This window comes from Citrobacter tructae (assembly GCF_004684345.1).
GTDB lineage: Bacteria > Pseudomonadota > Gammaproteobacteria > Enterobacterales > Enterobacteriaceae > Citrobacter > Citrobacter tructae.
In genome coordinates this window covers 1,511,826-1,535,943 of the sequence record NZ_CP038469.1, presented here as the reverse complement: position 1 = coordinate 1,535,943, position 24,118 = coordinate 1,511,826, and the positions used below count along the sequence as shown (strand labels likewise).

General features: G+C 52.8%; 28 protein-coding genes, 2 tRNA genes and 1 pseudogene. 9 read left to right on the top strand and 22 right to left on the bottom strand.

Annotation, left to right across the window (positions count from 1 at the left end; translation table 11 throughout):
* Positions 1 to 40 precede the first annotated feature (40 nt).
* The 3 genes from shiA to mtfA all read right to left on the bottom strand — a co-directional run bounded on the left by shiA (position 41) and on the right by mtfA (position 2,558).
* Positions 41 to 1,363, bottom strand: a complete 1,323-nt coding sequence (gene shiA / locus E4Z61_RS08220; protein WP_135322335.1) for a shikimate transporter — start codon at positions 1,361 to 1,363, stop codon at positions 41 to 43.
* Positions 1,364 to 1,583: 220 nt separating this feature from the next.
* Positions 1,584 to 1,659: transfer RNA gene (locus E4Z61_RS08215), tRNA-Asn, on the bottom strand.
* A gap of 122 nt (positions 1,660 to 1,781) precedes the next feature.
* Positions 1,782 to 2,558, bottom strand: a complete 777-nt coding sequence (gene mtfA / locus E4Z61_RS08210; protein WP_135322334.1) for a DgsA anti-repressor MtfA — start codon at positions 2,556 to 2,558, stop codon at positions 1,782 to 1,784.
* A gap of 93 nt (positions 2,559 to 2,651) precedes the next feature.
* Between mtfA and E4Z61_RS08205 the strand changes: the two genes are divergently transcribed.
* Positions 2,652 to 2,741 (top strand) — tRNA-Ser (locus E4Z61_RS08205).
* A 782-nt stretch (positions 2,742 to 3,523) separates the two neighbouring features.
* On the opposite strand, the pseudogene E4Z61_RS08195 reads toward E4Z61_RS08205, so the two are convergent.
* Positions 3,524 to 3,835 (bottom strand): annotated as a pseudogene (locus tag E4Z61_RS08195) (porin); the annotation flags it as partial.
* A 402-nt stretch (positions 3,836 to 4,237) separates the two neighbouring features.
* Here E4Z61_RS08195 and E4Z61_RS08190 point away from each other — a divergent pair.
* The 3 genes from E4Z61_RS08190 (at position 4,238) to E4Z61_RS08180 (ending at position 6,885) form a co-directional block, all read left to right on the top strand.
* Positions 4,238 to 4,933 carry a phosphohydrolase gene (locus E4Z61_RS08190; protein WP_135324906.1) on the top strand — a complete coding sequence of 232 codons (696 nt, stop codon included), beginning with the start codon at positions 4,238 to 4,240 and terminating at the stop codon, positions 4,931 to 4,933.
* Positions 4,934 to 5,006: 73 nt separating this feature from the next.
* Entirely contained in the window at positions 5,007 to 6,437 is a 1,431-nt protein-coding gene (locus E4Z61_RS08185) for a DNA cytosine methyltransferase (protein ID WP_135322333.1), read from the top strand.
* On the top strand, positions 6,418 to 6,885 hold the full coding sequence (locus E4Z61_RS08180; protein ID WP_135322332.1) for a very short patch repair endonuclease: 468 nt from the start codon (positions 6,418 to 6,420) through the stop codon (positions 6,883 to 6,885). Before E4Z61_RS08185 ends, E4Z61_RS08180 begins: the two co-directional genes overlap by 20 nt.
* On the opposite strand, the gene yedA is transcribed toward E4Z61_RS08180, so the two are convergent.
* On the bottom strand, positions 6,877 to 7,797 hold the full coding sequence (gene yedA, locus E4Z61_RS08175; protein ID WP_135322331.1) for a drug/metabolite exporter YedA: 921 nt from the start codon (positions 7,795 to 7,797) through the stop codon (positions 6,877 to 6,879). The two genes, E4Z61_RS08180 and yedA, sit on opposite strands and share 9 nt — an antisense overlap.
* Positions 7,798 to 7,972: 175 nt before the next feature.
* Here yedA and E4Z61_RS08170 point away from each other — a divergent pair, with 175 nt between their 5' ends.
* Positions 7,973 to 8,887, top strand: a complete 915-nt coding sequence (locus tag E4Z61_RS08170; RefSeq protein ID WP_205746894.1) for a DUF808 domain-containing protein — start codon at positions 7,973 to 7,975, stop codon at positions 8,885 to 8,887.
* A 77-nt stretch (positions 8,888 to 8,964) separates the two neighbouring features.
* Positions 8,965 to 9,144 carry a YodC family protein gene (locus E4Z61_RS08165; RefSeq protein WP_135322329.1) on the top strand — a complete coding sequence of 60 codons (180 nt, stop codon included), beginning with the start codon at positions 8,965 to 8,967 and terminating at the stop codon, positions 9,142 to 9,144.
* Between the two features lie 206 nt (positions 9,145 to 9,350).
* Here E4Z61_RS08165 and yodD read toward each other — a convergent pair whose 3' ends face one another.
* Positions 9,351 to 9,578, bottom strand: a complete 228-nt coding sequence (gene yodD, locus E4Z61_RS08160) for a YodD family peroxide/acid resistance protein (RefSeq protein WP_096757522.1) — start codon at positions 9,576 to 9,578, stop codon at positions 9,351 to 9,353.
* 163 nt (positions 9,579 to 9,741) lie between these two features.
* On the opposite strand from yodD, the gene dsrB reads away from it, so the two are divergent.
* Positions 9,742 to 9,930: a protein DsrB gene (dsrB, locus tag E4Z61_RS08155; RefSeq protein WP_194841960.1), complete on the top strand. Its 189-nt coding sequence runs from the start codon at positions 9,742 to 9,744 to the stop codon at positions 9,928 to 9,930.
* Positions 9,931 to 9,985: 55 nt separating this feature from the next.
* Here the strand turns inward: dsrB and rcsA are convergent, their stop codons facing one another.
* From rcsA to fliF, 14 genes are all read right to left on the bottom strand, one after another.
* Positions 9,986 to 10,609 carry a transcriptional regulator RcsA gene (gene rcsA, locus E4Z61_RS08150; RefSeq protein WP_135322327.1) on the bottom strand — a complete coding sequence of 208 codons (624 nt, stop codon included), beginning with the start codon at positions 10,607 to 10,609 and terminating at the stop codon, positions 9,986 to 9,988.
* 281 nt (positions 10,610 to 10,890) lie between these two features.
* Positions 10,891 to 11,685, bottom strand: a complete 795-nt coding sequence (gene fliR, locus E4Z61_RS08145; protein ID WP_135322326.1) for a flagellar biosynthetic protein FliR — start codon at positions 11,683 to 11,685, stop codon at positions 10,891 to 10,893.
* Positions 11,686 to 11,693: 8 nt separating this feature from the next.
* Positions 11,694 to 11,963 (bottom strand): flagellar biosynthesis protein FliQ, encoded by a 270-nt coding sequence (gene fliQ / locus E4Z61_RS08140; protein WP_003030425.1) that lies wholly within the window; start codon positions 11,961 to 11,963, stop codon positions 11,694 to 11,696.
* A 9-nt stretch (positions 11,964 to 11,972) separates the two neighbouring features.
* A complete protein-coding gene (gene fliP / locus E4Z61_RS08135; protein WP_135322325.1) occupies positions 11,973 to 12,710 on the bottom strand; it encodes a flagellar type III secretion system pore protein FliP in 738 nt (245 codons plus the stop codon).
* Positions 12,710 to 13,087 (bottom strand): flagellar biosynthetic protein FliO, encoded by a 378-nt coding sequence (gene fliO, locus E4Z61_RS08130; RefSeq protein WP_135322324.1) that lies wholly within the window; start codon positions 13,085 to 13,087, stop codon positions 12,710 to 12,712. The genes fliP and fliO overlap by 1 nt, the downstream gene beginning before the upstream one ends.
* Positions 13,087 to 13,500, bottom strand: a complete 414-nt coding sequence (gene fliN / locus E4Z61_RS08125) for a flagellar motor switch protein FliN (RefSeq protein WP_135322323.1) — start codon at positions 13,498 to 13,500, stop codon at positions 13,087 to 13,089. The genes fliO and fliN overlap by 1 nt, the downstream gene beginning before the upstream one ends.
* A complete protein-coding gene (fliM, locus tag E4Z61_RS08120; RefSeq protein ID WP_115258830.1) occupies positions 13,497 to 14,501 on the bottom strand; it encodes a flagellar motor switch protein FliM in 1,005 nt (334 codons plus the stop codon). The genes fliN and fliM overlap by 4 nt, the downstream gene beginning before the upstream one ends.
* A 4-nt stretch (positions 14,502 to 14,505) precedes the next feature.
* Entirely contained in the window at positions 14,506 to 14,973 is a 468-nt protein-coding gene (gene fliL / locus E4Z61_RS08115; protein WP_135322322.1) for a flagellar basal body-associated protein FliL, read from the bottom strand.
* Positions 14,974 to 15,077: 104 nt separating this feature from the next.
* Positions 15,078 to 16,292, bottom strand: coding sequence for a flagellar hook length control protein FliK (gene fliK / locus E4Z61_RS08110; protein WP_135322321.1), 1,215 nt, complete (start codon positions 16,290 to 16,292; stop codon positions 15,078 to 15,080).
* On the bottom strand, positions 16,289 to 16,732 hold the full coding sequence (fliJ, locus tag E4Z61_RS08105) for a flagellar export protein FliJ (protein ID WP_135322320.1): 444 nt from the start codon (positions 16,730 to 16,732) through the stop codon (positions 16,289 to 16,291). The genes fliK and fliJ overlap by 4 nt, the downstream gene beginning before the upstream one ends.
* 21 nt (positions 16,733 to 16,753) lie before the next feature.
* Positions 16,754 to 18,124: a flagellar protein export ATPase FliI gene (fliI, locus tag E4Z61_RS08100; RefSeq protein ID WP_135322319.1), complete on the bottom strand. Its 1,371-nt coding sequence runs from the start codon at positions 18,122 to 18,124 to the stop codon at positions 16,754 to 16,756.
* Positions 18,124 to 18,831, bottom strand: a complete 708-nt coding sequence (gene fliH, locus E4Z61_RS08095; protein ID WP_135322318.1) for a flagellar assembly protein FliH — start codon at positions 18,829 to 18,831, stop codon at positions 18,124 to 18,126. The genes fliI and fliH overlap by 1 nt, the downstream gene beginning before the upstream one ends.
* Positions 18,824 to 19,819: a flagellar motor switch protein FliG gene (fliG, locus tag E4Z61_RS08090; protein WP_135322317.1), complete on the bottom strand. Its 996-nt coding sequence runs from the start codon at positions 19,817 to 19,819 to the stop codon at positions 18,824 to 18,826. Before fliG ends, fliH begins: the two co-directional genes overlap by 8 nt.
* Positions 19,812 to 21,482, bottom strand: coding sequence for a flagellar basal-body MS-ring/collar protein FliF (gene fliF, locus E4Z61_RS08085; RefSeq protein ID WP_135322316.1), 1,671 nt, complete (start codon positions 21,480 to 21,482; stop codon positions 19,812 to 19,814). Before fliF ends, fliG begins: the two co-directional genes overlap by 8 nt.
* Before the next feature lie 216 nt (positions 21,483 to 21,698).
* Between fliF and fliE the strand changes: the two genes are divergently transcribed.
* Complete coding sequence (gene fliE / locus E4Z61_RS08080) at positions 21,699 to 22,013, top strand: flagellar hook-basal body complex protein FliE (RefSeq protein WP_045444321.1); 315 nt, start codon at positions 21,699 to 21,701, stop codon at positions 22,011 to 22,013.
* A gap of 45 nt (positions 22,014 to 22,058) precedes the next feature.
* On the opposite strand, the gene yedF is transcribed toward fliE, so the two are convergent.
* Both yedF and yedE read right to left on the bottom strand, forming a co-directional pair.
* Positions 22,059 to 22,292 carry a sulfurtransferase-like selenium metabolism protein YedF gene (gene yedF, locus E4Z61_RS08075; RefSeq protein WP_000790504.1) on the bottom strand — a complete coding sequence of 78 codons (234 nt, stop codon included), beginning with the start codon at positions 22,290 to 22,292 and terminating at the stop codon, positions 22,059 to 22,061.
* A complete protein-coding gene (gene yedE / locus E4Z61_RS08070) occupies positions 22,289 to 23,494 on the bottom strand; it encodes a selenium metabolism membrane protein YedE/FdhT (protein WP_135322315.1) in 1,206 nt (401 codons plus the stop codon). The genes yedF and yedE overlap by 4 nt, the downstream gene beginning before the upstream one ends.
* 185 nt (positions 23,495 to 23,679) lie before the next feature.
* Here yedE and yedD point away from each other — a divergent pair, with 185 nt between their 5' ends.
* Positions 23,680 to 24,093 (top strand): lipoprotein YedD, encoded by a 414-nt coding sequence (gene yedD / locus E4Z61_RS08065; RefSeq protein ID WP_135322314.1) that lies wholly within the window; start codon positions 23,680 to 23,682, stop codon positions 24,091 to 24,093.
* The last annotated feature ends 25 nt before the right edge of the window (positions 24,094 to 24,118 follow it).

Genomic DNA, 24,118 nt, shown 5'->3' with positions numbered 1-24,118 from the left:
GGAAGAATATGCGAAGACCGAATGGGCTTCGCATAAAGGCTTAGCCGTGCATTTTATCTTTCATCAGAATTGCGGTCGCGGCAGAAATAAGACATCCCGCCATCAGATAAATAGCGACGCTATGCCAGTCTCCCCCAGAGAAGGTCACCAGTGCAGCGGCAATAAACGGGGTAAAACCGCCGCCTACGACGCTGGCAACCTGATATCCAACACCAGCGCCGCTGTAACGATAGCTTGCGCCAAATAGCCCAGTAAACATCGGCTGCTGTACGCAGACCACCATGTCGTGGGCGATGTTTGCCAGCATAATGGCGAAGAATACAATCCAAAAAATAGACTGCGCCTCAAGCGCCATAAAGAACGGGAAAGCGCTGAGTGTACCGACCAGAGCACCGATAATGTAGACCCGTCGGCGGCCAAATCGGTCGGCAAGCCAGGCGAAGCAGGGGATAGTCAGACAGCTCAACCCACCGACTAACAACCCGATATTTAGAAAAAGCTCACGTGGTAGCCCCAGGTTTTGCGTGGAATAATTCAGGGCAAACGCGGTGACGATGTACATGGTCAGCAGTTCACACAGGCGCAGGGCGATAATTTTCATAAATGCCCCCGGGTGTCGGGTTAATGCTTCGATCACCGGCAGGCGCTTTTGGGTCTGCGATGCCTGCTGTTTTTGCTGTTCAAACTCCGCCGATTCTTCCATTCGGTTACGCATCCATAATGCGGCGAGTACCAGCACAATGCTGAACAGGAACGGGATGCGCCAGCCCCAACTCAGGAACTGCTCATCGGTCGTTTGTGAACTGATTAGCGATACCAACCCCGTTGAGAGCAACAGACCGACGCCATAACCCACCTGAACACCACTGCTGTAGAACGCTTTTTTGTTTTTTGGCGCGCTTTCGACGGAGAGCAACGCCGCGCCGCCCCATTCGCCACCGACGGCGAATCCCTGAACGGCACGCAGCGTTACCAGCAGAACCGGGGCCCACCAGCCGATGGTGTCAAAAGAGGGAATAATACCAATCAACGCTGTGGCAATGCCCATCATCCAAACGGTGAGCATCAGCATACGTTTGCGGCCCAGTCGATCGCCGAAGTGACCGAAGATCACCCCGCCTAATGGGCGGAATAAAAAGCCAACGCCAAAAGTGGCAAAGGCCGCGAGCGTGCCCATCGCCGGGCTGACTTGAGGGAAAAATTCCCGGTTAAAAACCAACGCGGCGGTGATGCCATACAGCAGAAAATCATACCAGTCGACTACGGCACCGGCGAAGCTACCCAGTGCGGCACGGCGCGCGCGATCGCGATGTTGTGAAGTAGAGTCCTCCTGAGGACCCGTGGAGATGAGGGTGGAATCCATAGCTATCCTGTCTGTACTGATTTTTTGTTATTAGTATTGGAATAAGGTTACGCACATTGCAGTCGAGATATTAGCGACTGTGATGAGACTACCGCGACAGAGGGGAAGAGAAAACGATTTTATCCCTTACAGCAGGCAAGATGAAAAATATGACGAAAGAGAAAAGAAAAAACTGAAAAGCAAAAAGCCTGCTTAGTTTCCTAAGCAGGCTTTTTAAATTTGGCTCCTCTGACTGGACTCGAACCAGTGACATACGGATTAACAGTCCGCCGTTCTACCGACTGAACTACAGAGGAATCGTGTGAACGAGGCGCATATTACTGACCTCACCATGACGTGTCAACAGTAAAATTAACACGTCATTTCAATTGGTTAATTAATCCTCAAAATGCAGTGTTAATGCACATTCGATGAGCAATTAATTCTCATCTTCCCGACTATCACGCAGTCGTTGCAACGGGTTCTGCCGATAGAACTGAGAGAAACGCTGCCATAATGCAGGGAAACGAGGCGCAAATAATTCGGGGGCGCTGAAGTAATATTCAGATAACACTGCAAAACATTCTGCAGGGTCGGTCGCGGCATAGGCATCTATACTGCAAGCGGTTTCGCCCACCAGGTCTACTTCATCCTGAATGTTATTCATTGCAGCATGCAGGTCGTGTTCCCAACTAGCGATATCCCGCAGCGGGATCGCCGGAATACCGCTGGCGCGATCGCCATTACGCATATCCAGTTTGTGCGCCACTTCATGAATAATCAGATTGAAACCGGAGGCATCGAAGGAGTCCTGAATATCGAGCCAGTTCAGGATCACCGGACCTTGTTGCCAACTTTGTCCGGATTGTACGACACGTTGGTTATGCACCAGCCCAATGTCATCCTCCCATTCATCATCCACCACAAACGGGGCAGGGTAGATCAGGACTTCATGAAAGCCATCAAGCCACTCAATACCCAATTCCAGAATGGGCAAACAGAATAGCAGAGCAATACGCGCACTTTTTAGAGGGTCCAGTTCAAATCCCTGGAGCGCAACTAACCTTTTTTGCTGTAAAAAACGCTCAGCCAGGGCGATAAGTCTGGCTTGTTCTTGCTCGGTGAGATTCACCAGAAGAGGAATTGCCAAGGCATCATCCCACGGCCAGTCATCATTCCGGGCTGTTTCTTGCTCTTTCCAGGGCCACTTAATCATCGTTTTGCTCGCAAACTCGTCACTTGAACGAAATTGACGGAACGGGGTCTGTTAAAATGCCAAATTACCTGGCATCATGGCAACCGCCAGAACGGAGAGATGCCAGAGCGGCTGAATGGACCGGTCTCGAAAACCGGAGTAGGGGCAACTCTACCGGGGGTTCAAATCCCCCTCTCTCCGCCACTATTCAAACACTTAGCTCAATTCCTTTCAACGACTCATGTCACACTTGGTATAGTGTTGGTATATTCACTTGGTATAAAACTCGCCATCATCATCTTCTGATTTGCCCAATACTGGAAGATCCAGTGTGGGAGAAATTTTCACTTTTCTGTCATAAACCACAACTTGGCTTTCAGTTTTGTGACCTGAGAATATTTGTTTGTCCTTACTTGAGCCTTCGCAATTAGATATTCCTTTAGCCTTGAGATCATGAAAAGTGCATGGCAGTTTTCTATCAAGCTTTCTTCCTGATGCTTCCCTTGCTGTTTCCCACAGATCGTTAAACCCACTTTTCGAATACTTAGTTTTTTTGCTGCTACAGATAACCGTTTCCCGTCCGCCCAGCGTCTTTGCAAGTTCGATCGCGTTATGTAGCCTCTTGGTCCAGACTTTAATTTGTTTTGTCCCTGTCTTTCCTTACTGGATGAAAATGCCTTCCTCGCTTACTTGCGACCATTTGAGAGAAAGAACATCGGAAACGCGAGCTGCACATAAGTAAGATATCTCCATGCCAACCCGAAGAGCTGGGGCTCCATATAGATCCTGACCATCTCAATTTTTATGTCATCAGCGCGCATATTCCCGAACACGGGGACAAGGTTTTTTTCATACGACCTGTAATCAGTCTACGTCCGTGGTGCTAGTTCAGCAAAAGCTGGGCTGCTGGTGGATAACTTCCATAATTTAGAAAATGTCATTACGTCTGATCGTTTGGCTTTCTCTTCCTCATAACGCGCCCATAGTTTCAGCCCTGCAAACGCCAGGCGGGTGTCATCAGATTGCTGACCTTCTGGTTTGTCTGCTTTAATGTTGTATTCAAACTGTCCGTAACCGGTCAGTTCGTTATTAATCTGAGTTTCACCTTTGACACCGAAACGTGCATAGGAGGTATCATCAGAGTTATTGTTGCCGCCATCATGGGTCATGATGTGTTCGCCAACCATCTTGCCGTAAAAATCAATTTTATTGCCATTCTTATTATAGATTTCTGCCGCGTTAGCGGCTCCAGCGACTAATAAAGCCGGAACCAGAAGTGCCAGTACTTTTCTTTTCATTATGTATTCCCTTATGATAATAATTGATGTGAATATATAGTTTTATCCGAAAGACTACATTCGGATACTATTCTATGAAGTTCATTTATTTTAAAATATAACATGTAACAAATGTATTTAAAAGATTTCAAAATGTTTCAATTTGCTTTTTTATTATTCTTTTAATATGTTTTTGTATTTTTCATTTGCCATGTAAATGGCTAATTTATCATTAACTTATTGGTTTCTTGAGATTTATATTAAGTGTGAATTTAATATAAATTGAATATGTTTCTATTAATTGTATTTGTAATTTTTAGGTTCTGGTTCGAGTTTGTGATGATTAATAATTTGATGTTATGAAATTAGTGGGCTAATTTATGTTGTGTATATTTTGGTGTAGCGTTCACAAGGAATAGCATGATGGAATTACAACACTGGCAGTCACAATTCGAAGCATGGTTGCGTGAAAATCATCTCGGGCAGGATGCCGCCCATGATATCTTTCATTTTCGTCGCGTGTGGATGACGTCACAACAACTGAGTACCGACGTAACCGTCGACTGGCTGGTGGTACTGACCGCCTGTTATTTTCATGACCTTATCAGCTTGCCGAAAAACCATCCTGACCGTCATCGTTCGTCGGTGCTGGCTGCGCAGGAAACATGCCGCGTGTTGGCACAGGATTTCCCCGCTTTTCCTGCAGACCGATTGCCGGCGGTAAGTCATGCCATTGAAGCACACAGTTTTAGCGCAAAAATTTCGCCAACCACGACCGAAGCCAAAATTGTTCAGGATGCTGACAGGCTGGAGGCGTTAGGGGCCATCGGCTTAGCCCGCGTATTTTCAGTTTCTGGCGCACTAGGGGTAGCACTGTTTGACGCTGAAGACCCTTTTGCACATCACCGTGCGCTTGACGATAAGCAGTATGCACTCGATCATTTCCAGACCAAATTGTTGCAACTGCCGCTAACGATGCAAACGAAGCAGGGGCGGCATTTAGCACAGCATAACGCCGAATTTTTACTGACCTACATGGCGAAATTAAGCGCAGAACTAAAAGGGGAGTATGAGGGGCTGGATCTTGCAGCTATTCAGCCCTTTAAGGCGCATCGGTAGCCCGTACAGCTGAAACGTAAACGTCTCTGTTTTATGTTAACCTGTCGATAATCCATTTCGGCCGGTTAAATGTATGCAGGAAAATTTTTCAGTAACAGGCACCATGAACCTGATGACAGATGATACCGGGATCGCCGTGCAGGTGATGTTGGAAAAGTTGCTTGAGATTTATGACGTGAAAACGCTGGTGGCTCACCTTAATGGCGTCGGTGAGCATCACTGGAGCCCGGCCATCTTCAAGCGTGTGTTCGCGAACGAATCATGGCACCGCTTGAGCGATCGTGAATTTGCCCATCTGAAGACCTTACTACCGACGCCGCCAGTGCACCATCCGCAGTATGCTTTTCGCTTTATCGATCTTTTCGCCGGGATTGGCGGCATTCGCCGCGGCTTTGAGGCTATTGGCGGGCAGTGCGTGTTTACCAGCGAGTGGAACAAGCATGCAGTGCGCACCTACAAAGCGAATTACTATTGCGACCCTGACCTGCACCAATTTAATGAAGATATTCGCGATATCACGTTAAGTCATCGTGCCGGAGTGAGCGACGAAGATGCCGCTGAACATATCCGCCAGCATGTACCTCAGCATGATGTGCTGCTGGCTGGCTTTCCTTGTCAGCCGTTTTCGCTGGCGGGTGTCTCCAAGAAAAATGCCTTAGGCCGTGCGCATGGTTTTGCCTGTGATACGCAAGGCACGCTATTTTTCGACGTGGTCAGAATCATTGACGCCCGCCGTCCGGCAATTTTTGTGTTGGAAAACGTCAAAAACCTGAAAAGTCATGATCAGGGGAAAACGTTTCGCATCATTATGCAAACGCTGGATGAGTTAGGGTATGACGTGGCGAATGCGGCGGATAATGGGCCGGACGATCCTAAAATCATCGATGGCAAACACTTTTTGCCGCAGCATCGCGAACGTATTGTCCTTGTGGGCTTTCGACGCGATCTGAACCTGAAAACCGACTTCACGCTGCGCGATATTGCCACTTGCTACCCGCAACGGCGTATTACGCTGGCGGAACTGCTTGAACCGACCGTTGACGCGAAATATATCCTGACGCCGGTACTGTGGAAATATTTATATCGCTACGCGAAAAAGCATCAGGCGCGGGGGAATGGCTTTGGCTATGGCATGGTGTATCCCGGTAATCCGCACAGCGTGACGCGAACATTATCCGCCCGTTATTACAAAGATGGGGCGGAAATCTTAATCGACCGTGGTTGGGATATGGCGCTGGGTGAACAGGATTTTGACGATCCGGGCAACCAGTTGCACCGACCGCGCAGGCTCACGCCCCGAGAGTGTGCGCGCCTGATGGGGTTTGAGTCACCTCAGGGATATCAGTTTCGCATCCCTGTGTCTGATACTCAGGCCTATCGCCAGTTCGGTAACTCGGTGGTGGTCCCGGCATTTGCGGCGGTAGCCCGGCTGCTGGAGCCAAAAATCAAACAGGCCGTCTCGCTGCGTGAGAAAGAGAGTCTGCATGGCAGACGTTCACGATAAGCCTACGCGCAGTAAAAATATGCGGGCAATAGCGACCCGCGATACGGCTATTGAGAAATGCCTGGCCAGGTTACTGACGGAGCAGGGGGTAACGTTTCGCGTCCAGGATGCAGCGTTACCTGGCCGTCCCGATTTTGTGGTGGATGACTACCAGTGCGTCATTTTTACCCATGGCTGTTTCTGGCATCATCACGACTGCTATTTATTTAAGACTCCCACGACGCGCACGGAATTCTGGCTGGAAAAGATAGGTAAAAACGTCGGGCGCGATGCGCGGGATCGCGAGAAGCTGCAATTGCTTGGCTGGCGCGTACTGATTATCTGGGAGTGCGCCTTACGGGGGCGAAAAAAACTTGGCGATGAGGCACTGTCCGAACGAGTCGTGGAGTGGATCTGCTGCGGTGGGGCCACCGCGCAGATCGACACCATGGGTATTCATTTACTGTAATGACTTTTCCGACGGTGCGGCGACAGCGTCCGCTTTGACCGGGAACAGGTATTTGCCCAGCGTCACCAGTATTACCGCGAAAACAATCACCCCAAGAGCCAGCCACTCGATGAATGCCAGGCTTTCGCCTCCCAGACCAGTTCCTAACAGCACGGCAACGACCGGGTTAACATAGGCATAGCTGGTCGCCAGTGCCGGGCTAACGTTACGGATCAGGTACATGTACGCGTTGATCGCGATAATGGAACCAAACAGCGCCAGGTAAGCGACCGCCATAAAGCCAGAAAACGACGGCATGGTGGTCAGTTTTTCCCCGGAGATAAGCGAGGCACCCATCAGCACAATACCTGCGGCTAACATCTCAATGGCTCCGGCCATCATTCCCACGGGTAATGTTATGCGCGAGCCGTACACGGAACCGAATGCCCAGCTCATCGAGCCAATCAGGATCAACACTGCCCCCCACGGGTTGCCACTCAAATTCCCGCCGCTGTTGAGCATAATGATCCCAGCCAGTCCAATGGCGATGCCCATCCATTCCAGTTTGCGGGTTTTGATACCAAAGAAATAGCTGAAGCACAGCGTAAACAGCGGGACGGTCGCGACTACCACGGCAGCGATACCAGAAGGGACGTTCTGGTGTTCAGCGACGGTGACCAGCCCATTCCCCACCGCCAGCAGCAGAATACCGATCAGAGCGGCATTGAGCAGCGGGCGTAATGGTGGCAGTTTATGACCGCGCAGAAGTAAAAATGCGGTTAACAAAATCCCCGCAGACAGAAATCGCACGCCAGCCATCATTAGCGGCGGCCAGCTCTCAACGCCAATACGAATAACGAAGTATGTGGAACCCCATATGATGTACAGCGCGAACAGCGCACTGAAAAGTGGTAACAATTGCCTGAAACGCATAATCCCTCACGGTGGAAATAAAAAGGCGCAACATAGTAAACGTCAAAACTATCGTGCTGGCGAGATTTATAATTACCCGCTGTTGTTAAATATTTGTTGACCATAAAGGCGAGTTTCAGCATGACGTTTTTTACTTCATACTTATGACTGCAAAAAAATAATATTGAGGGTGAAAATTTTGGCAGGAAGTAGCTTACTGACTTTACTTGATGACATTGCCACGCTGCTTGACGATGTCTCCATGATGGGAAAACTGGCCGCAAAAAAAACAGCGGGTGTACTGGGGGATGACCTGTCGCTTAATGCACAGCAGGTGTCGGGCGTACGGGCTAACCGCGAGCTCCCGGTAGTCTGGAGCGTGGCAAAAGGATCGTTCGTCAATAAAGTTATCCTCGTGCCGCTGGCGTTACTGATCAGCGCTTTTATTCCCTGGGCGATTACTCCGTTATTAATGATTGGCGGGGCGTTTCTCTGTTTCGAGGGTGTGGAAAAAGTCCTGCATACATTGCAGGCGCGTAAACATCAGGAATCGCCTGAAGCGCGACAACAGCGTCTGGCAGAGTTGGCGGCGCAGGATCCGTTGGCCTTTGAAAAAGATAAAATCAAAGGGGCCGTACGGACCGATTTTATTTTATCCGCTGAGATCGTGGCGATTACGCTGGGGATTGTGGCTGATTCGCCGTTACTCAATCAGGTACTGGTGCTGTCGGGTATCGCTTTAGCGGTCACCGTTGGGGTGTATGGTCTGGTCGGCATTATCGTCAAGCTGGATGACATCGGCTACTGGCTGGCGGAAAAGCGCAGCGCTATCGCTCAGGCGCTGGGTAAAGGTTTGCTGGTTGTCGCGCCGTGGCTGATGAAAACGCTGTCCGTGGTAGGAACCCTGGCGATGTTTTTGGTCGGCGGCGGCATTGTGGTCCATGGGATTGCGCCGTTGCATCATGCGATTGAACATTTTGCTCAGCAACAGAATTCATTCATTTCAATGATGGTTCCGACCCTGCTAAACCTCGTACTGGGCTTTATTATTGGTGGGGCTGTCGTGCTGGTCGTAAAAATGGTGGCAAAATTGCGTGGTGTTTCACACTAATTTTTGTCCATCTGATTACGCAAAATGGTGCCTTGTCGTCTATGGTGAAAAGGTTTCTCTTGATACAGGAGGCAGGTATGGTCTTTTCTGTCAGTGAGGAAGTCACCGTAAAACAGGGTGGCCCACGCATGATTGTCACCGGATACGCCAACGGCATGGTTGAGTGCCGTTGGTACGATGGCTATGGCGTCAAACGGGAAGCATTCCGTGAAGACGAACTAAAATCCGGTGAGAGACAAAAACAGCAGGATGTCTGAACACAACGTTCAGCCGTAAGCAGGTGATCTCTCAACCATTAGTTATATTTATCATTTTGGTGAGAATTATTTACTTGTCAGGCAAAAAAATTGCAGATAAGGTTGGCCTCACATCAGATTTCCTGGTGTAACGAATTTTCAAGTGCTTCTTGCATAAGCAAGTTTGATCCCGACCCGCCGAGGGCCGGGATTTTTTTCGCCTCAAATCAGCGGTTGATTTCCGTCACGCTAAAATCGTGGATATCTAGCTCGAACGCCTCGGCTAATTCATGCCATGTATGGTAATCACGGCCGTCGACGCTGACGCGATCCGGGTCATCGCGGCTTCGATGAATCTCGCTCTCGCAGATTTCGTTAATCGCCTCCAGCAGCGCGTCCACATCAACGCTGACCTCACGTTTGGCCGTCTCGCTGTACTCTTTCGCGGTTTTCATTCACCTACCTCTCAACCGTTACAGATGCCGGGCGTGTGCAGCAAAATCTCTGATGCACACAAAGTAAGTATAGACCGTCGAGAAAACCCGCCATCGCGCGTGCCGGGCGCTGCCAGAAAAAGGAATTTGTTCTACACTGGCACAAAGCCACAGGAGGAAAACTATGAAGGTGAATGATCGGGTTACAGTCAAAACGGACGGCGGCCCTCGTCGGCCAGGCGTGGTACTGGCAATCGAAGAGTTTAGTGAAGGCACCATGTACCTGGTTTCGCTGGAAGACTACCCGCTCGGTATCTGGTTCTTTAATGAGTCAGGTCATCAGGATGGTATCTTTGTGGAGAAGGTAGACTAATCATACTGCTTTTGTCTTTATGCTGACTGGTGGCATTCCCACCAGCCAGCATCGGTTATCGCATATTCACAAAGATACCGTTGGTGACATTATCGGTGAGTCGAACGACGTGATAGATAACCTGCTTATTATGCGTCTTGATCTTTCGTTTTATATTCCCCTTATGGGATGAGACGGTTTTTGCCTTGATATTCATTTGATCTGAAATCTGAATAGTTCCCTGACCCTCCATCCACATTCGTAGCATACTGGATTCGGTGCGACTTAAAGACAGTGTCGGTAGATTGACATCGACAACAATATCCCCGTCCTTTTTCAGAATATCGCCAAGAAGTTTGTCCAGTGAATCCGGTTTAATCGACTTTGAACTGATTAATAAATTTTTTCTGACTAAGAGATACTCATCAAAATGGACATTGGCAATAGCCATAAATACAATAAATAATGTACTGGGATGCTGATTAATGATTTGCTTTATTTGCTGACTGTTAGCGGGATCGTGAATGAAGCAGTCTTCATTAATAAACACCACAGCAGGTTGATGTGCGTCACAGGCGATGCTGAGTTCGTCAACAGTTGAAATACCGTTGATTTCCTTTTTTTTCACCCCCCGGCTTACCAGATACCCGGTCAACCCTAGCCGGGTGTAACTGCATAAATCCATAATAATCGTTGACATGGCTTACCCTCACTCAATGCGTAACGATAATTCCCCTTACCTGATTATTTCTGCACAACTAAACGGAATAATAATGACCCAAGATGATGCTTTTACTGCTTGTTTTCAGGCGGATTTACTATCCCGTAAAGTTGCGTATAATTTGCCAGGAAACTTCTTAAAGTAAAGTAAATGTTACGTTCTGTGAGTAAGGCAAAAACAAATAAGCCGTGGCAGCGTTATCCTGGTGAATATTGTTCGTTTTTAAATTTAGGATAATCCTTAGTAAAGCAGGATAAATACTATGGGTTATTATTTGTGGGCATTTCGCTGATGATATCGGCAAGTAAATTAAAAATTTCGCTGAATAAACGTTCACAGAACGGGGCAATTAATGGCATTAACGCAGCCATTAATGAAATACCTACCGTCAGGGTAAGCGGAAAACCGATGACAAATACAGACAGCTGCGGTGCCATACGATTTAATAATCCGAGTGCGAGGTTGAGGGTGAGCAGCAGCGTCATCACCGGCAGCGCCAGCATCAGCCCGTTGAGGAAGATTAAGCTACCGGCGCGGGCGAGCGCGAGGAAGGCATTGCTGTTTACCGGGTGACCGCCAATGGGCAGGGTATGGAATGTATCCACCAGCAGTGAGATCAGCCATAAGTGACCGTTAAAGGTCAAAAACAGCAGCATAGCAAGTAAATCCATCAGTCGTGCCAGCACGGGCATGTTCAGGCGACTGCCGGGATCAAAGAATGTGGCGAAGGAAAGCCCCATTTGCAGACCAATCAACTCACCGGCCGTACGTATTGCAGCAAAGGCAAATTGCATGGTGAACCCTAACGCGATGCCGATCAGGATTTGCTGCATCGCCAGCCATAATGCCGTAATGGAGAAAACAGGAACGACATTGGCGGGCAATGACGGGGCGATAACAATCGTTATCATCAGGCCCAGCCCCAGCTTTACCCGCTTGGGTATTGCACGTTCACTGAGGATTGGTGCCGTTGAAATAAGTGCCAGCACGCGCAGTAGCGGCCAGAAATACAGGTTCAGCCAATAAAGCCATTGATCGCTCGTCACCTGCAGCATGGCGGCGTCTACCCGATGATATAGGGGATATTGCTGAACAGCGTACGCACATAGTCCAGCAACAGGTTAAGCATCCACGGCCCGGCCACAATAATGGCGATAAAAACCGCGACAATTTTCGGAATGAACGACAGCGTCATTTCGTTAATTTGAGTTGCCGCTTGCAGGATGCTGATGATAAGCCCCGTAACCAGAGCGACCAGCAGTAACGGCGCGGCGAGGGCAAGAGCGACTTTCATCGCCTCTGTGCCCATCATCATGACCGATTCAGGAGTCATTTCGCGCCCCTAACTGTAAAAACTTTGCGCCAACGAGCCGACAAGCAGCTGCCAGCCGTCAACCAGCACAAACAGCATCAGCTTAAACGGTAGCGCGATTGTGGCGGGCGGCACCATCATCATACCGAGTGCCATCAGCACGCTGGCGATAACTAAGTCGATGATCAGGAAAGGAATGAAAATCGTAAAACCTATCTGGAAGGCCGTTTTCAGTTCGCTGGTAACATACGCAGGAAGCAGAATACGCATCGGTACCGCTTCCGGCCCTTGCAGCGGCCCGCTGTTTGCCAGACGCGCAAACAGCGCGAGATCGGCTTCACGGGTCTGGCGCAGCATAAACTCACGTAGCGGCTGCGCGCCTTTATCGATCGCTTCTTGCATGGAGATCTTCTCTTCGCTGAACGGCTGATACGCGTCAACGTAGATTTTGTCGATCACCGGCGACATGATGAAAAAAGTCAAAAACAGTGCCAGTCCGAGTAACACCTGGTTTGGCGGCGCAGACGGGGTGCCCAGCGCATTACGTAACAGACCGAAAACGATGATGATGCGAGTGAAGCTGGTCATCATCAGCAAAATGGCGGGCAGGAACGTCAGCGAGGTGATAAATACCAGCGTTTGCACCGGTAACGACCAGCTTTGCCCACCGCCGGGCAGCGGCTGGCTAACCAGACCAGGAAGCTGGGCAACGGCAACCGGGCTGAACAACCACAAGCCGAGCAGCGTGAGGGATAACAAACGGCGCATCAGGATCTCCCAGGACGCTTGAGTAAGCTCTTCATCATGGCCTGGAAATCCGCAGGGGAGGCCGGTTTTTCTTCTGCAGCCTCGGGCGCAGGGGGCAGGGTATGCAGTACGTTAATGTGCGATGCCGTCACGCCCAGCACCAGACGCGCGTCCTCAACCTCAACAATCACCACGCGTTCGCGAGGGCCCAATGAGGTACTGGCCGTAACTTTCAGCCCTCGCGTACTGGCCCCTTTGGGCGCAAATCCCAGACGTTTAATGACCCAGGCTGCAGCGAGGATCAACAGGATAATCCCCAACAGCGCGCCGCTGACCTGTACCAACGGTGAGCCGGGTACGGCGGCAGGCTGAGAAACAGTGGCCTGGGTGTTCATCATTAACGGCTCAAACGGCGCATACGTTCAGACGGCGTAATAATGTCGGTAATACGCACGCCGTATTTATCGGCGACGACAACCACTTCGCCCTGGGCAATCAGGTAACCGTTGATCAGAATATCCAACGGCTCGCCCGCCAGACCGTCCAGCGCGACGACGGAGCCCTGCGTCAGTCGCAGCAGCTCTTTGATGGTCATGCGGGTGCGGCCCAGTTCGACAGTCAGTTTGACCGGAATGTCCATAATCAGGTCGATATCCTGCAGTGTGCCGCTGACGTCGCCGCCACCTAATTGCTGGAATACCGCATCGGCCGCACTTTTGCTGGTGGTCGTTGTTTGCTCGTTTAACGCGTCAGCCCACAGATCGTCCAATGCGCCATTGTTCTCATCGGACGGATTATTCATGTCACTCATTTGGGCTGTTCCTCATTCAGCGAATTCAAAATCGGGTTTATCAAATGTTCTACGCGTAACGCATACTGACCGTTTACGGTGCCATATTGGCTAGTCAGCACAGGCACGCCGTCCACATGAGCAATAATGCGGTCGGGTTTTTCAATCGGCAGTACATCGCCGGGTTTCAGCTTTAGAATCTGCGACAGGCGCAGCGGAATGTCGGCAAAATTCGCCACCAGCTCCAGCTCTGAATGCTGAACTTGGCGCACCAGGTTATTACGCCAGTTCTGATCCTCATTGCGCGAGTTTTCCAGCGGCGGGTTAACCAGCAGCTCGCGCAAAGGTTCGATCATGCTGAAGGGCAGACAGATGTTAAATTCGCCCGTCAGGTTGCCAATTTCAACGTGGAACGGCGTATTCACTACGATGTCGTTAGGCGAGGTGGTGATATTGGTAAATTTCACCTGCATTTCCGAACGCACGTATTCGACTTCCAGCGGGTTGATCGCTTTCCAGGCGTCACTGTAGCTTTCCAGCGCCAGTTTCAGCATGCGGTTGATCACGCGCTGTTCGGTATGCGTAAATTCGCGACCTTCCACCTTTGTCGGGAAGCGCCCGTCACCGCCAAACAGGTTATCGACGGCGATAAACACCAGGCTCGGCGAGAATACCACCAGACCCGTCCCGCGTAGCGGTTTCAGGTGGATCAAGTTCAGGTTGGTCGGTACCGGTAAGTTACGCGCAAATTCGTGATACGGCTGGATACGGATCGCACCTACGGTAATATCCGGGCTACGGCGTAACAGGTTAAATAATCCCATCCGGAACTGGCGCGCGAAGCGTTCGTTAATGATCTCAAGCGCCTGTAAACGCTCACGGACGACGCGGCGTTGGGTGTTGGGATCGTACGGACGAATATTGCTTTCGTTTGCAATACCGGAAATAGGTTCGTCTTTGGTGTCGCTATCGCCGTTAAGCAATGCGTCAATTTCAGCCTGAGAAAGAATACTGTCGCCCATGTCTTTACCGCAGAATAAAAGCTGTATAAAGAACGTCGGTGACAACCTGTTTCGGCTGCCCGACAACGAGCGGAGTCGCGAGCGTCTCTTTGATGGACGCAATCAGTTGCTGCTTACCTTGCTCGGTGGCGAGCGTGGCGGCATTCTGACGCGAGAACAGTAGCAGCAAACGGCTGCGTACTTCCGGCAGATATTCGCTTAGGCGCGCGCGCGTCGCTTCGTCCTTCATGCGCAGCGTGACCCCGATGTACAGCACACGATCTGCATCACCCAGATTGACGGTAAACGTATCCAGCGCAAAAAACACCGGGGCAGGCGGTGGGGCCGGTTCCGCGTTGACGCTGGCGGACGGCTGCTGCTGCATGCGCCAGTAGCTATATCCCGCAGTTGCGCAGGCGGCGAGGGTAATTAACACCAGCAGAGGGATCCAAATAGCGCGTTTACTCTTTTTGTTAATCGCGGAGTCAGTCATCAGATACGGGCTTCCTGTTTCGGTACAGCTTATGGGCTGATTATCCCGTGTCCTGTCCACGACAAAGCGTGGAAAAGACGCGGATAATCATGCTACCTCTGGCGTTAGGCGAAGATGTCTACAGTGCCATCACCGCGCGCAGCGGCTTGCAGTGAGGCCGGAGCGGCCAGAACAGTGTCATCTTCGCTGGCAAAGAGGTCTTGTCCCTGGGCTCGACCCGGCTGTTGCTGCTGGGCGGAAGACTGCTGCTGGCCAGCGAAGCTTTCGCTGCTGATGCTGCTTTGCCCCAGCTGGATCCCGCTTTCAGCCAGCTGAGTACGCAGCATCGGCAATGCCGCTTCCAGCGCCGCACGCACGTGACTGTGCGGTGAAACCATTTGCAGCTGAGCCTGGTTGTCATCAAGCTTAAGGGAGATTTGTACCTGGCCCAGATCCTGCGGATGTAAGCGCAGTTCCGCACTTTGCTGACCCTGACGGGTGAACAGCGTGACGTGCTGGCTCAGCGATTGCTGCCATTCATGGCTACCCAGTGGGGCGCTGAGTACCGGAGCGGCAGCGGGCAGCGGCTGTGCGTGCGGCTGCGGGCCAGCCGGAGGCGTGATTGCCGCGCCAACGCTTACCGGGGACGGCGTGCTTTCCATCTCCGCGCGGGCGGTTGCAGCAACCGTCAGCGGGGTTAAGCCCGGATTGCGCGTCGGGTCGACGCCAGCGGCGTGCATTGCGATATCTGCCTTACCTTTTTTCACCTCATCGGCAGTCAGTTCGCCGCGAGCATCCGCAGGACTGCCAGAGGTATTGCCGCGTAAAAGAGAGGTCAGGGCGGTATCTGCTGCGGCTGGCGCGGTTTCAACGGCTGGCGTAGTGATGGGCTGGCCCGGCAACATGGCAAACAGTGCGCTCAGGTTTGCCAGATCCTCATCGCTGAGCGTGGTGATCTTTTCGTCCTGTTGCGCGGCTTTTCCTGACGCCGTCAGGGCATTCACCTTCAGCGACGGCGTGAGTGCGGACAGCAACTGTTGGGCGTCGGTCAGATCGGCCAGCGTCGTGTCCGTTTGTCCACCTTTTTGTGCCAGCAGATCCGCTAACTGTGTGGCCTGTCCGTTATCACCTTGTTTTTGCAGTAACCCTTTTTGCAGTTTGCTGCCCGCAGCCTGGAGATCGGCAAGCGTAAGCGGGGCATCTTTACCCTGTGCGTCGCCCGCGCCTAATGCGCCAGCCAGCAGCGCTAAAAAATTCTCGGGGGAATCTACCGCTTTTCCTGACTGAATACCTGCGGCTACATCGGTATCGGTGGCGATCAGTTGGGGCAAAGTAATCATTCGGGTTTCCTCATAGCTGCACGCTGAGCAAATTCATCCATTTTTTTCTGGTCCAGGCGGTTTTCAGCCAGTAGGGCCGCCGTGGTTTGTCGGTCCTGCAGGGTTTTCCAGGCCTGCAGCCGCTGTTTTTTATCGCGCCAGCTGCTCAGCGCCTGGTCAACTTTTTGTGTCCACTGATTCAGCTGTTGGCGATGCTGCTCTATCGCTTTTTCCAGCGTCTGAATAAATTGCTGGTAGTTGATCCAACGGTTACTGGTGATCCCCTGACCCATATCACTATTGAGATTGTTTCGGTACTCATGCTGATAATCGATCAGCATCTTTAACTGTTCTTCTGCCTGCTGACAGCCGCGCCGCATTTCGCCCAAAAGAATTGCGGCGTCATCGACCTCTTTTTCAGCCAGGTCTTTCAGTGTTGCCAGTGCACCATGTTGTGCCATGACCTATGCTCTCCTGCTTAATCACACACCAGGGAAAATCAGATCCAGAGCCTGCAGGGAATCTTCCCAATCAGCCCGCTCAAAGATGCCTTGCTGTAAAAAGGCTTCCAGCTGCGGCCACAACGCGATGGCTTTATCCAACATCGGGTCGCTGCCTTTGGCATAGGCGCCCACGCTGACTAAATCGCGGTTACGCTGGAAACTGGACAGCAGCTGTTTAAAGTTACGCACCCGCGCATAGTGTTTTTCGCTGATAAGCGCGGTCATCGCACGGCTGATTGAGGCTTCGATATCAATGGCCGGGTAGTGGCCCGCTTCCGCCAGGTGACGGGACAGCACGATGTGTCCGTCGAGAATGGCGCGGGCGGAATCGGCAATCGGATCCTGCTGGTCATCCCCCTCGGTCAGTACGGTATAAAACGCCGTTATCGAACCGCCGCCATGAATACCGTTCCCTGCACGTTCCACCAGCGCCGGTAATTTGGCAAACACCGACGGCGGATAGCCTTTGGTCGCGGGCGGTTCACCGATGGCCAGTGCGATTTCACGTTGCGCCATCGCATAGCGGGTGAGGGAGTCCATAATCAGCAGGACGTGCTGCCCGCGATCGCGAAAATCTTCGGCAATACGCGTGGCATAGGCGGCGCCCTGCATACGTAACAGCGGCGAGACGTCCGCCGGGGCGGCAATCACTACCGAGCGTGCGCGACCGTCGGCACCGAGGATATTTTCAATAAAGTCTTTTACTTCACGACCACGTTCGCCAATCAGACCCACGACGATGACATCGGCTTGGGTATAACGCGCCATCATGCCGAGCAGGACGCTTTTACCGACGCCGGAACCGGCGAACAGCCCCATACGCTGGCCGCGACCGACGGTTAACAACGCATTGATGGGGCGCACGCCGGTATCCAGCACGTGCTCAATGGCGGTACGTTGCAGTGGGTTAAACGGCGGGGTAATTAACGCCCCGGTTTCGGTGGTATCGGGCGCGGGCAGGCCGTCGAGCGGTTTTCCGCTACCGTCGAGCACGCGACCAAGCAGAGCAGGACCAAGCGGCAACTGCTTCCCACTTTGCAAACCTTCACCGGCAATGTTTTTCGCATAAACGCGCGCGCCGGGCAGAACGCCTTCAACCTCTTCGAGCGGCATCAGAAACAGACGCTGACCGTTAAAACCCACGACTTCACTTTCGACTTCCTGGGTTTCGTTGCCGTTCTGACGCTCAATAACGCAGGTCGCACCCAGTGGCAGTTGTAAACCTGTGGCTTCCAGCACCAGTCCGGTAGCGCGGGTCAGGCGTCCGTAGCGACGCACCGACGGCAGCAGCGACATTTTCTCTTCAAAGTTATCCAGCGTGGTGAGCCAGCGGGTCAGACGAGTGGTCATTACACGACTCCTGGTGCTGCCAGGCGGCAAAGTTCCTGCCAGCGCGTGGCGACGCTGGCATCCAGATCGCCTTCGTCGGCAGAGACTTTACACCCGCCATGGTGCAGGGTCGGGTCGCCGCGCAGTCGCCAGCCATGCAGGCTGAGGGTTGCGCCCAGCATCTCTTCCACGCGCTGGAGATCGTCCGGGTGCACGCGCAGCTGCGGCTTGCCGCTAAACAGCGGCTCCTGCTGCAATAATTGTTGGATTTGTTTAATCAGCGCGGCGTTATCGACGATGGGTGTCTGCCCAATCACCTGACGTGCGGCTTCCAGCGCCATTTGCATCAGGCGCGAAGCAATCACGCTGTCCAGCGCGTCCAGCGTATTTTGAAACTCGCTGACCAACTGCTGCATGCGGGCATGAATCGGCGCATGCTGCGCGCGGGCCTGGTTCTGACCTTGCTCCAGACCCTGCGCTAACCCTTCCTGGTAACCCTGTTCATGACCTTTTTGCCGACCTTCCGCCAGACCGGCGTTATAACCTTGCTCATGTGCCTGCAACTGCAGCTGCGCCAGCTGCTGCTCGAGCTGTTGCTCAGGGGACAACTGCGGCTCTTCCGCCTCGTCTGTTTGCAGGGGGCTGCTGTCATCGGCCAGAACGAACTCCGCCATCGGCGGCGCGAGGTCGTCCGGGGTCCAGACTTTCCACGGCAGTTCGTTAGACATAGGTATCCTCGCCGCTGCCGATCACCATCTCGCCGGTTTCCGCCAGACGACGCACAATAAGCAGGATCGCTTTCTGTTCGTTTTCCACCTGCGACAGACGTACCGGGCCACGGTTGGCGAGGTCGTCGCGCAGAATATCGGCGGCACGTTGCGACATGTTGCGCAGGAACTTCTCGCGCAGCGGCTGTTCGGCACCTTTCAGGGCAATCAGCAGCGACTCGGAATCCACTTCCTGCAGCAGACGCTGGATGCTGCGATCGTCGACGTCCACCAGGTTTTCGAACAGGAACATCTCGTCGATAATTTTCTGTGCCAGCTCGCCGTCGAATTCGCGCACGGCGGTAATGACCGCTTCTTCCTGCTGGGTTTTCATCAGGTTGATAATTTCTGCCGCCGTTCTCACGCCGCCCATTTTGCTGCGCTTGAGGTTCTGGCCGTCGAGCAGGCCGTTGAGCACTTCGGTCAGTTCCGCCAACGCGGCTGGTTGCACGCCGCCGAAGGTGGCAATACGTAACATCACGTCGTGGCGTAAACGTTCGTCGAACAGCGCCAGAATATCGGCAGCCTGACCGCGTTTGAGGTGCACCAGAATAGTGGCAATAATCTGCGGGTGCTCGTCGCGGATAAGGTCGGCGGCGCTTTGCGGCTCCATAAAGTTGAGCGTTTCAATGCCGCTGGTGGTATCGCGGGTTTCCAGAATATCTTCCAGCAGGCTGGAGGCGCGCTCTTCGCCCAACGCTTTCACCAGTACCGAGCGCAGATATTCGTTGGCGTTAATGTTCAGCGCAGCAAACTGCTCGGCTTCTTGTTCAAACTCAGCCAGTACCTCGGTCAATTGCTTGTTGGAGATCTGGCGCACGTTGGCCATCGCCGTACTGAGGGTCTGCACTTCGCGCGTGGACAGATGTTTAAACACCTCCGCCGCGCGATCTTCGCCAATGGTCATCAGTAAAATGACGCTTTTATCGGTACCGCTGAGATTACTCATGTTCGTTATTTATCCACTGGCGGATGACCAGCGCCACAACGCGCGGATCGTTATCTGACATTTCACGAATACGCTGGCTCATGACTTCTGCGCCCAGGCGCTGGTTCGTACGACGTTGCTGGGTCTGCTCGTCTTTGCTGAGACGCACTTCTACCGCTTCTTCGGTTTCCTGACGAACACGCGTTTGTTCTTGCGCGACTTTCACCTCTTCGCTGCGACGGACCAGCTGTGGGCGTACCGCTTTGCGCCACAGGATCCAGGCCACCAGCAGAACCAGTAACCAGCGTCCGGCAGTCATCAACTGCTCAATGAAGGACTGTTGCTGCCAGAACGGCAATTCACCACCGGTTTCGTCGGTTGCCGTGAAGGGTGAGTTCACCACGTTCAGGGTATCGCCGCGTTTATCGGAGAAGCCCATGGCTTCGCGGGTCAGATCCTCAATCTGTTTCATCTGATCGGCGGTCAACGGCAGAGGTTTTCCGTCCGGCAAGGTTTTATAGTTGACCACCACCGCCACGGAGAGACGCTGCACGTCGCCGACATTCATTTTGGTATGGCGAATGGTACGGTCGACTTCATAGTTGCTGGTTTCATTACGCTGAGTACTGCGCGGGCCAGCATTATTGTTATTCGCCGTTTGCGTGGTTTGCGCATTCTGCTGATTCGCCGGTGGTGTGGCGATCGGCGCGGTATTTGCCGGGGCAGGCTGATTAGACAGTGCACCCGGTACGCCGCCAGGCGCTCCGCTACCTACCTGCTCGCTGACATTGAGCTGTCGTGAACGCAGCACAGCCTGCGAGTCATCGCCGTTAGGGCTGTATTTCTCTTCAGTTTGCTCTTTGTTGGCAAAATCCAGTTGGGCGGTAACCTGCGCGTGGACGTTACCGTTGCCGACAATCGGTGACAGGATCGATTCAATACGACGCTGAACGCGACCTTCGACGTCGCTGGCATATTTCAGTTGCGCATCGTTCAGATCGCGGCTGCTGGTGTTCGACTGGGTTAACAGATGACCAGCCTGATCGACCAGCGTGACGTTGCCCGGCGGTAAACCGGCTACGGCGCTGGAAACCAGATGAGTAACCGCGCTAATTTGACCTTCATCCAGCGCCCGACCCGGTTCCAGATTCACGGTAACGGAGGCTGAAGGGGATTTTTGCTCACGCACAAACAGTGACGGCTTAGGCATTGCCAGATGGACGCGGGCGCGTTTCACCGGTCCCAGCGTTTCAATGGTGCGGGCCAGCTCGCCTTCCAGCGCGCGTTGGTAATTCACCTGTTCGCTAAACTGGCTGATACCAAACTTTTCCTGGTCCAGTAGCTCAAAGCCCACCGCGCCGCCTTTTGGTAGACCTTGCTGGGCCATACGCAAACGTAATTCATGCACTTTATCCGCAGGGACTTCGATGGCGCCGCTTCCTTCGGCAAAGCGATAGGGGACGTTCATCTGCGTCAGTTGGGTGACGATGGCGCCGCCGTCCTGATCGGAAAGGTTGCTGAACAACGTGCGGTAATCAGGCGCTTTAGCCCACAGAACCATTGCCACGACGATAGCGACGGCAGCGGCACCCGCCACAATCAGAGGAATTCTGGGGTTCGCGCGCAGGCGATTTAACCACTCGAGAGATTTCAGTGGGGTTGCAGTCGATGCTGTCGCACTCATCTCGCACCTCGTGGATTATCGTGGACGGCGTTTTTTGCAAAGTGGAACAAGACTCACTCCCGGGTCAGCAAACTCGAAAAATTGACCGTCACATTATTTGCGGTTTCAAATTTTTCTATGCGCCAAAAACCGAGTGTTTTTATCGTTATTTAGCGCCTTTATCTTATTGACGAGCTGGTAATCTCTGCTACGTGAAAAATCATCCAGGGGATAAGCATGTCGGCAATACAGGGGATTGAAGGGGTCATCAGCCAGTTACAGGCTACGGCGACGTCAGCGAAAATGCAGGATATGCAGCCACAACCGACCGTGAGCTTTGCCGGTCAGCTGCATGCGGCATTAGACCGAATCAGCGATGTGCAAACTGCATCTCGCGTGCAGGCAGAAAAATTTACCCTGGGTGAGCCGGGCATTGCGCTGAATGATGTGATGACCGATATGCAAAAAGCGTCGGTCTCGATGCAAATGGGGATTCAGGTGCGTAACAAGCTGGTGTCGGCCTACCAGGAAGTGATGAGCATGCAGGTGTAGTGACCTGAACATTCTCCCGCTGCGCCTTGCAACGGGAGAGCGGAATTACTTCTGAATCAGATAGCGAATAGTTGGCCCATCCTGCTGAATATCCAGCACCGTGTAGCCGTGATTACGCGCATCCAGTGGAATATTGTTGATCGACTGCGGGCAATCGCTCACCACTTCCAGAATTTCACCTTTTTTCAGCTGCGGCATCGCTTCCAGCGTGGCAACGGCCGGGTAGGGGCACGGTTCACCCACCATGTCCAGACGGTAATCAGGGACGATATTTTTCATGCGGATTCCTTAGCAGGCGACAGCCCTGCACGGCGGAAGAAACGTTTTTCCCAGCCGATGATGAGCATCAGCGCGGCAAACAACAGCAAATAGGTCACCAGCAGACCACCGAGTGGACCGAAGGTGTTGAGCAGGTTTACTTTATCCCAACTGGTGGCAAGTGCCGGGGCAAAGTCATCCCAGTAGTAAGCGAGAATGGTGGAGCCAATCACGTTGCCCAGACCGACCCACCAGTAGTGCACCTGACCTTCAACCGCGCGGTACATCCAGCCAGTTTCACAGCCGCCAGCCAGCACGATGCCAAAGCCAAACAGCAAGCCGCCAATCACCGCATTGGGACCGGCCCACATGATCTTCGCCTCAACGCCCAACTGCACGTAACTGAAGATACCGATGGCGCTGACCGCCATACCGAAGATAATGGCTTTTGCCATATGGGTGCGCCCGGAAATCCACAGGTCGCGGAAGGCTGAGGTGAAGCAGATTTGCGCACGTTCAATCAGTAAGCCGAACCCGACGCCGAACAGCATGGCTAACCCGAGTTTGGGTTTATCCATGGCGGTTAACAGCGCCCAACCGATCATACCGATAAACACCAGCATACCGAGGCGGAAACGACGACGCGCCTGTTCCGGTTTTTGCGTCAGCGGAGAGGCCGCAGAGACTTTCTGCATTTTGACCGGAATACGGAACATGGGCAGCAGGGTGAAGCGTGCGCCAAACCACGAGCCAATCGCCGTTGCCAGCGCAAAGAACCACGCATGCAAGGAGAACTGCGGAATACCGGTGAAGAACGCTGCGAGATTACAACCCATCGCCAGACGCGCGCCGAAACCGGCGATCATCCCGCCGATAATGGCCTGCATAATGCGAACCCGGCTGCGCGGCATACGTAATTTAACGTTGTTGGCCCACAGCGCGGCAGCAAAGCAGCCGCCGAACATGCCGAGGATCATCATGCCGTCGATGCGGGTCAGCGGAGAGCCTTCGAGATGGATCAGTTTGTAGTAGCCCCACTCTTCGGCGTGAACGCCAAACAGTTGCAGGACTTGACCGCCCCAGCGAGTAAACTCGCCGGTTACCGCCCAGAAGGTACCCGTAATGCCGAAATAGTAAGTGGAGAGAATACCCGCCGCGATGACCGCAGGGGCAGGGGCCCAAAATTTAATCAACCAGGCCTGTTTGAAGTGTTGCCATGACATGCGTTTTGCCTCTGAACTCAGAAGGTATGTAACAAGAAGTGTGGATACTACACCGATCAGAATTTTTGACTATTAGTAATAAGAAGTATTATTGCCTGGATCAATATTTCTCCGTGCATCCGAAAGGCTGGCGACATCAGGGGTTTAATGCCACAATCCCATTTTCTTCGCATGCAGGATGAATGATGAAAAAATTAGCAATCGTTGGTGCATTTCTGGTTCTTAGCGGATGCGCCGAGGTCGAAAATTATAATGATGTCGTGAAAACGCCCGCGCCCGCCGGTCTGGAAGGCTACTGGCAGTCGAAGGGCCCGCAGCGTAAGCTGGTGAGTCCGGAAGCGATCGCCTCGCTGGTGGTAACGAAAGAGGGCGATACGCTGGATTGCCGCCAGTGGCAGCGGGTAATTGCGCTTCCGGGGAAACTGACGATGCTCTCCGGCGATCTCACCAACGTGACGGTGAAGCGAGAGCTGTATGAGATTGAGCGTGAAGGCAGCACGCTGGAATATGACGGGATGACGCTGCAACGGGTCGAGCGCCCAACGCCGGAATGCGCCGAGGTGTTACAGAAAACCCCGCTGGCCACTCCACTGCCGTAAGCGTTTAGCCCCGGTAGTCCGCTGC

Bases quoted from the DNA above. Each gene is read 5' to 3' on its own strand.
- E4Z61_RS08165 (WP_135322329.1), top strand. From the start codon at position 8,965: ATGGTCTTTTCTGTCAGTGAGGAAGTCACCGTAAAACAGGGTGGCCCA.
- yodD (WP_096757522.1), bottom strand. From the start codon at position 9,578: ATGAAAACCGCGAAAGAGTACAGCGAGACGGCCAAACGTGAGGTCAGC.
- E4Z61_RS08185 (WP_135322333.1), top strand. From the start codon at position 5,007: ATGCAGGAAAATTTTTCAGTAACAGGCACCATGAACCTGATGACAGAT.
- fliN (WP_135322323.1), bottom strand. From the start codon at position 13,500: ATGAGTGACATGAATAATCCGTCCGATGAGAACAATGGCGCATTGGAC.
- yedA (WP_135322331.1), bottom strand. From the start codon at position 7,797: ATGCGTTTCAGGCAATTGTTACCACTTTTCAGTGCGCTGTTCGCGCTG.
- fliQ (WP_003030425.1), bottom strand. From the start codon at position 11,963: ATGACTCCTGAATCGGTCATGATGATGGGCACAGAGGCGATGAAAGTC.
- fliF (WP_135322316.1), bottom strand. From the start codon at position 21,482: ATGAGTGCGACAGCATCGACTGCAACCCCACTGAAATCTCTCGAGTGG.
- fliE (WP_045444321.1), top strand. From the start codon at position 21,699: ATGTCGGCAATACAGGGGATTGAAGGGGTCATCAGCCAGTTACAGGCT.
- dsrB (WP_194841960.1), top strand. From the start codon at position 9,742: ATGAAGGTGAATGATCGGGTTACAGTCAAAACGGACGGCGGCCCTCGT.
- E4Z61_RS08180 (WP_135322332.1), top strand. From the start codon at position 6,418: ATGGCAGACGTTCACGATAAGCCTACGCGCAGTAAAAATATGCGGGCA.
- fliL (WP_135322322.1), bottom strand. From the start codon at position 14,973: ATGACTGACTCCGCGATTAACAAAAAGAGTAAACGCGCTATTTGGATC.
- rcsA (WP_135322327.1), bottom strand. From the start codon at position 10,609: ATGTCAACGATTATTATGGATTTATGCAGTTACACCCGGCTAGGGTTG.
- fliO (WP_135322324.1), bottom strand. From the start codon at position 13,087: ATGATGAACACCCAGGCCACTGTTTCTCAGCCTGCCGCCGTACCCGGC.
- mtfA (WP_135322334.1), bottom strand. From the start codon at position 2,558: ATGATTAAGTGGCCCTGGAAAGAGCAAGAAACAGCCCGGAATGATGAC.
- fliK (WP_135322321.1), bottom strand. From the start codon at position 16,292: ATGATTACTTTGCCCCAACTGATCGCCACCGATACCGATGTAGCCGCA.
- fliI (WP_135322319.1), bottom strand. From the start codon at position 18,124: ATGACCACTCGTCTGACCCGCTGGCTCACCACGCTGGATAACTTTGAA.
- yedE (WP_135322315.1), bottom strand. From the start codon at position 23,494: ATGTCATGGCAACACTTCAAACAGGCCTGGTTGATTAAATTTTGGGCC.
- fliH (WP_135322318.1), bottom strand. From the start codon at position 18,831: ATGTCTAACGAACTGCCGTGGAAAGTCTGGACCCCGGACGACCTCGCG.
- fliJ (WP_135322320.1), bottom strand. From the start codon at position 16,732: ATGGCACAACATGGTGCACTGGCAACACTGAAAGACCTGGCTGAAAAA.
- fliP (WP_135322325.1), bottom strand. From the start codon at position 12,710: ATGCGCCGTTTGTTATCCCTCACGCTGCTCGGCTTGTGGTTGTTCAGC.
- shiA (WP_135322335.1), bottom strand. From the start codon at position 1,363: ATGGATTCCACCCTCATCTCCACGGGTCCTCAGGAGGACTCTACTTCA.
- yedD (WP_135322314.1), top strand. From the start codon at position 23,680: ATGAAAAAATTAGCAATCGTTGGTGCATTTCTGGTTCTTAGCGGATGC.
- yedF (WP_000790504.1), bottom strand. From the start codon at position 22,292: ATGAAAAATATCGTCCCTGATTACCGTCTGGACATGGTGGGTGAACCG.
- E4Z61_RS08190 (WP_135324906.1), top strand. From the start codon at position 4,238: ATGGAATTACAACACTGGCAGTCACAATTCGAAGCATGGTTGCGTGAA.
- fliM (WP_115258830.1), bottom strand. From the start codon at position 14,501: ATGGGCGACAGTATTCTTTCTCAGGCTGAAATTGACGCATTGCTTAAC.
- fliR (WP_135322326.1), bottom strand. From the start codon at position 11,685: ATGCTGCAGGTGACGAGCGATCAATGGCTTTATTGGCTGAACCTGTAT.
- fliG (WP_135322317.1), bottom strand. From the start codon at position 19,819: ATGAGTAATCTCAGCGGTACCGATAAAAGCGTCATTTTACTGATGACC.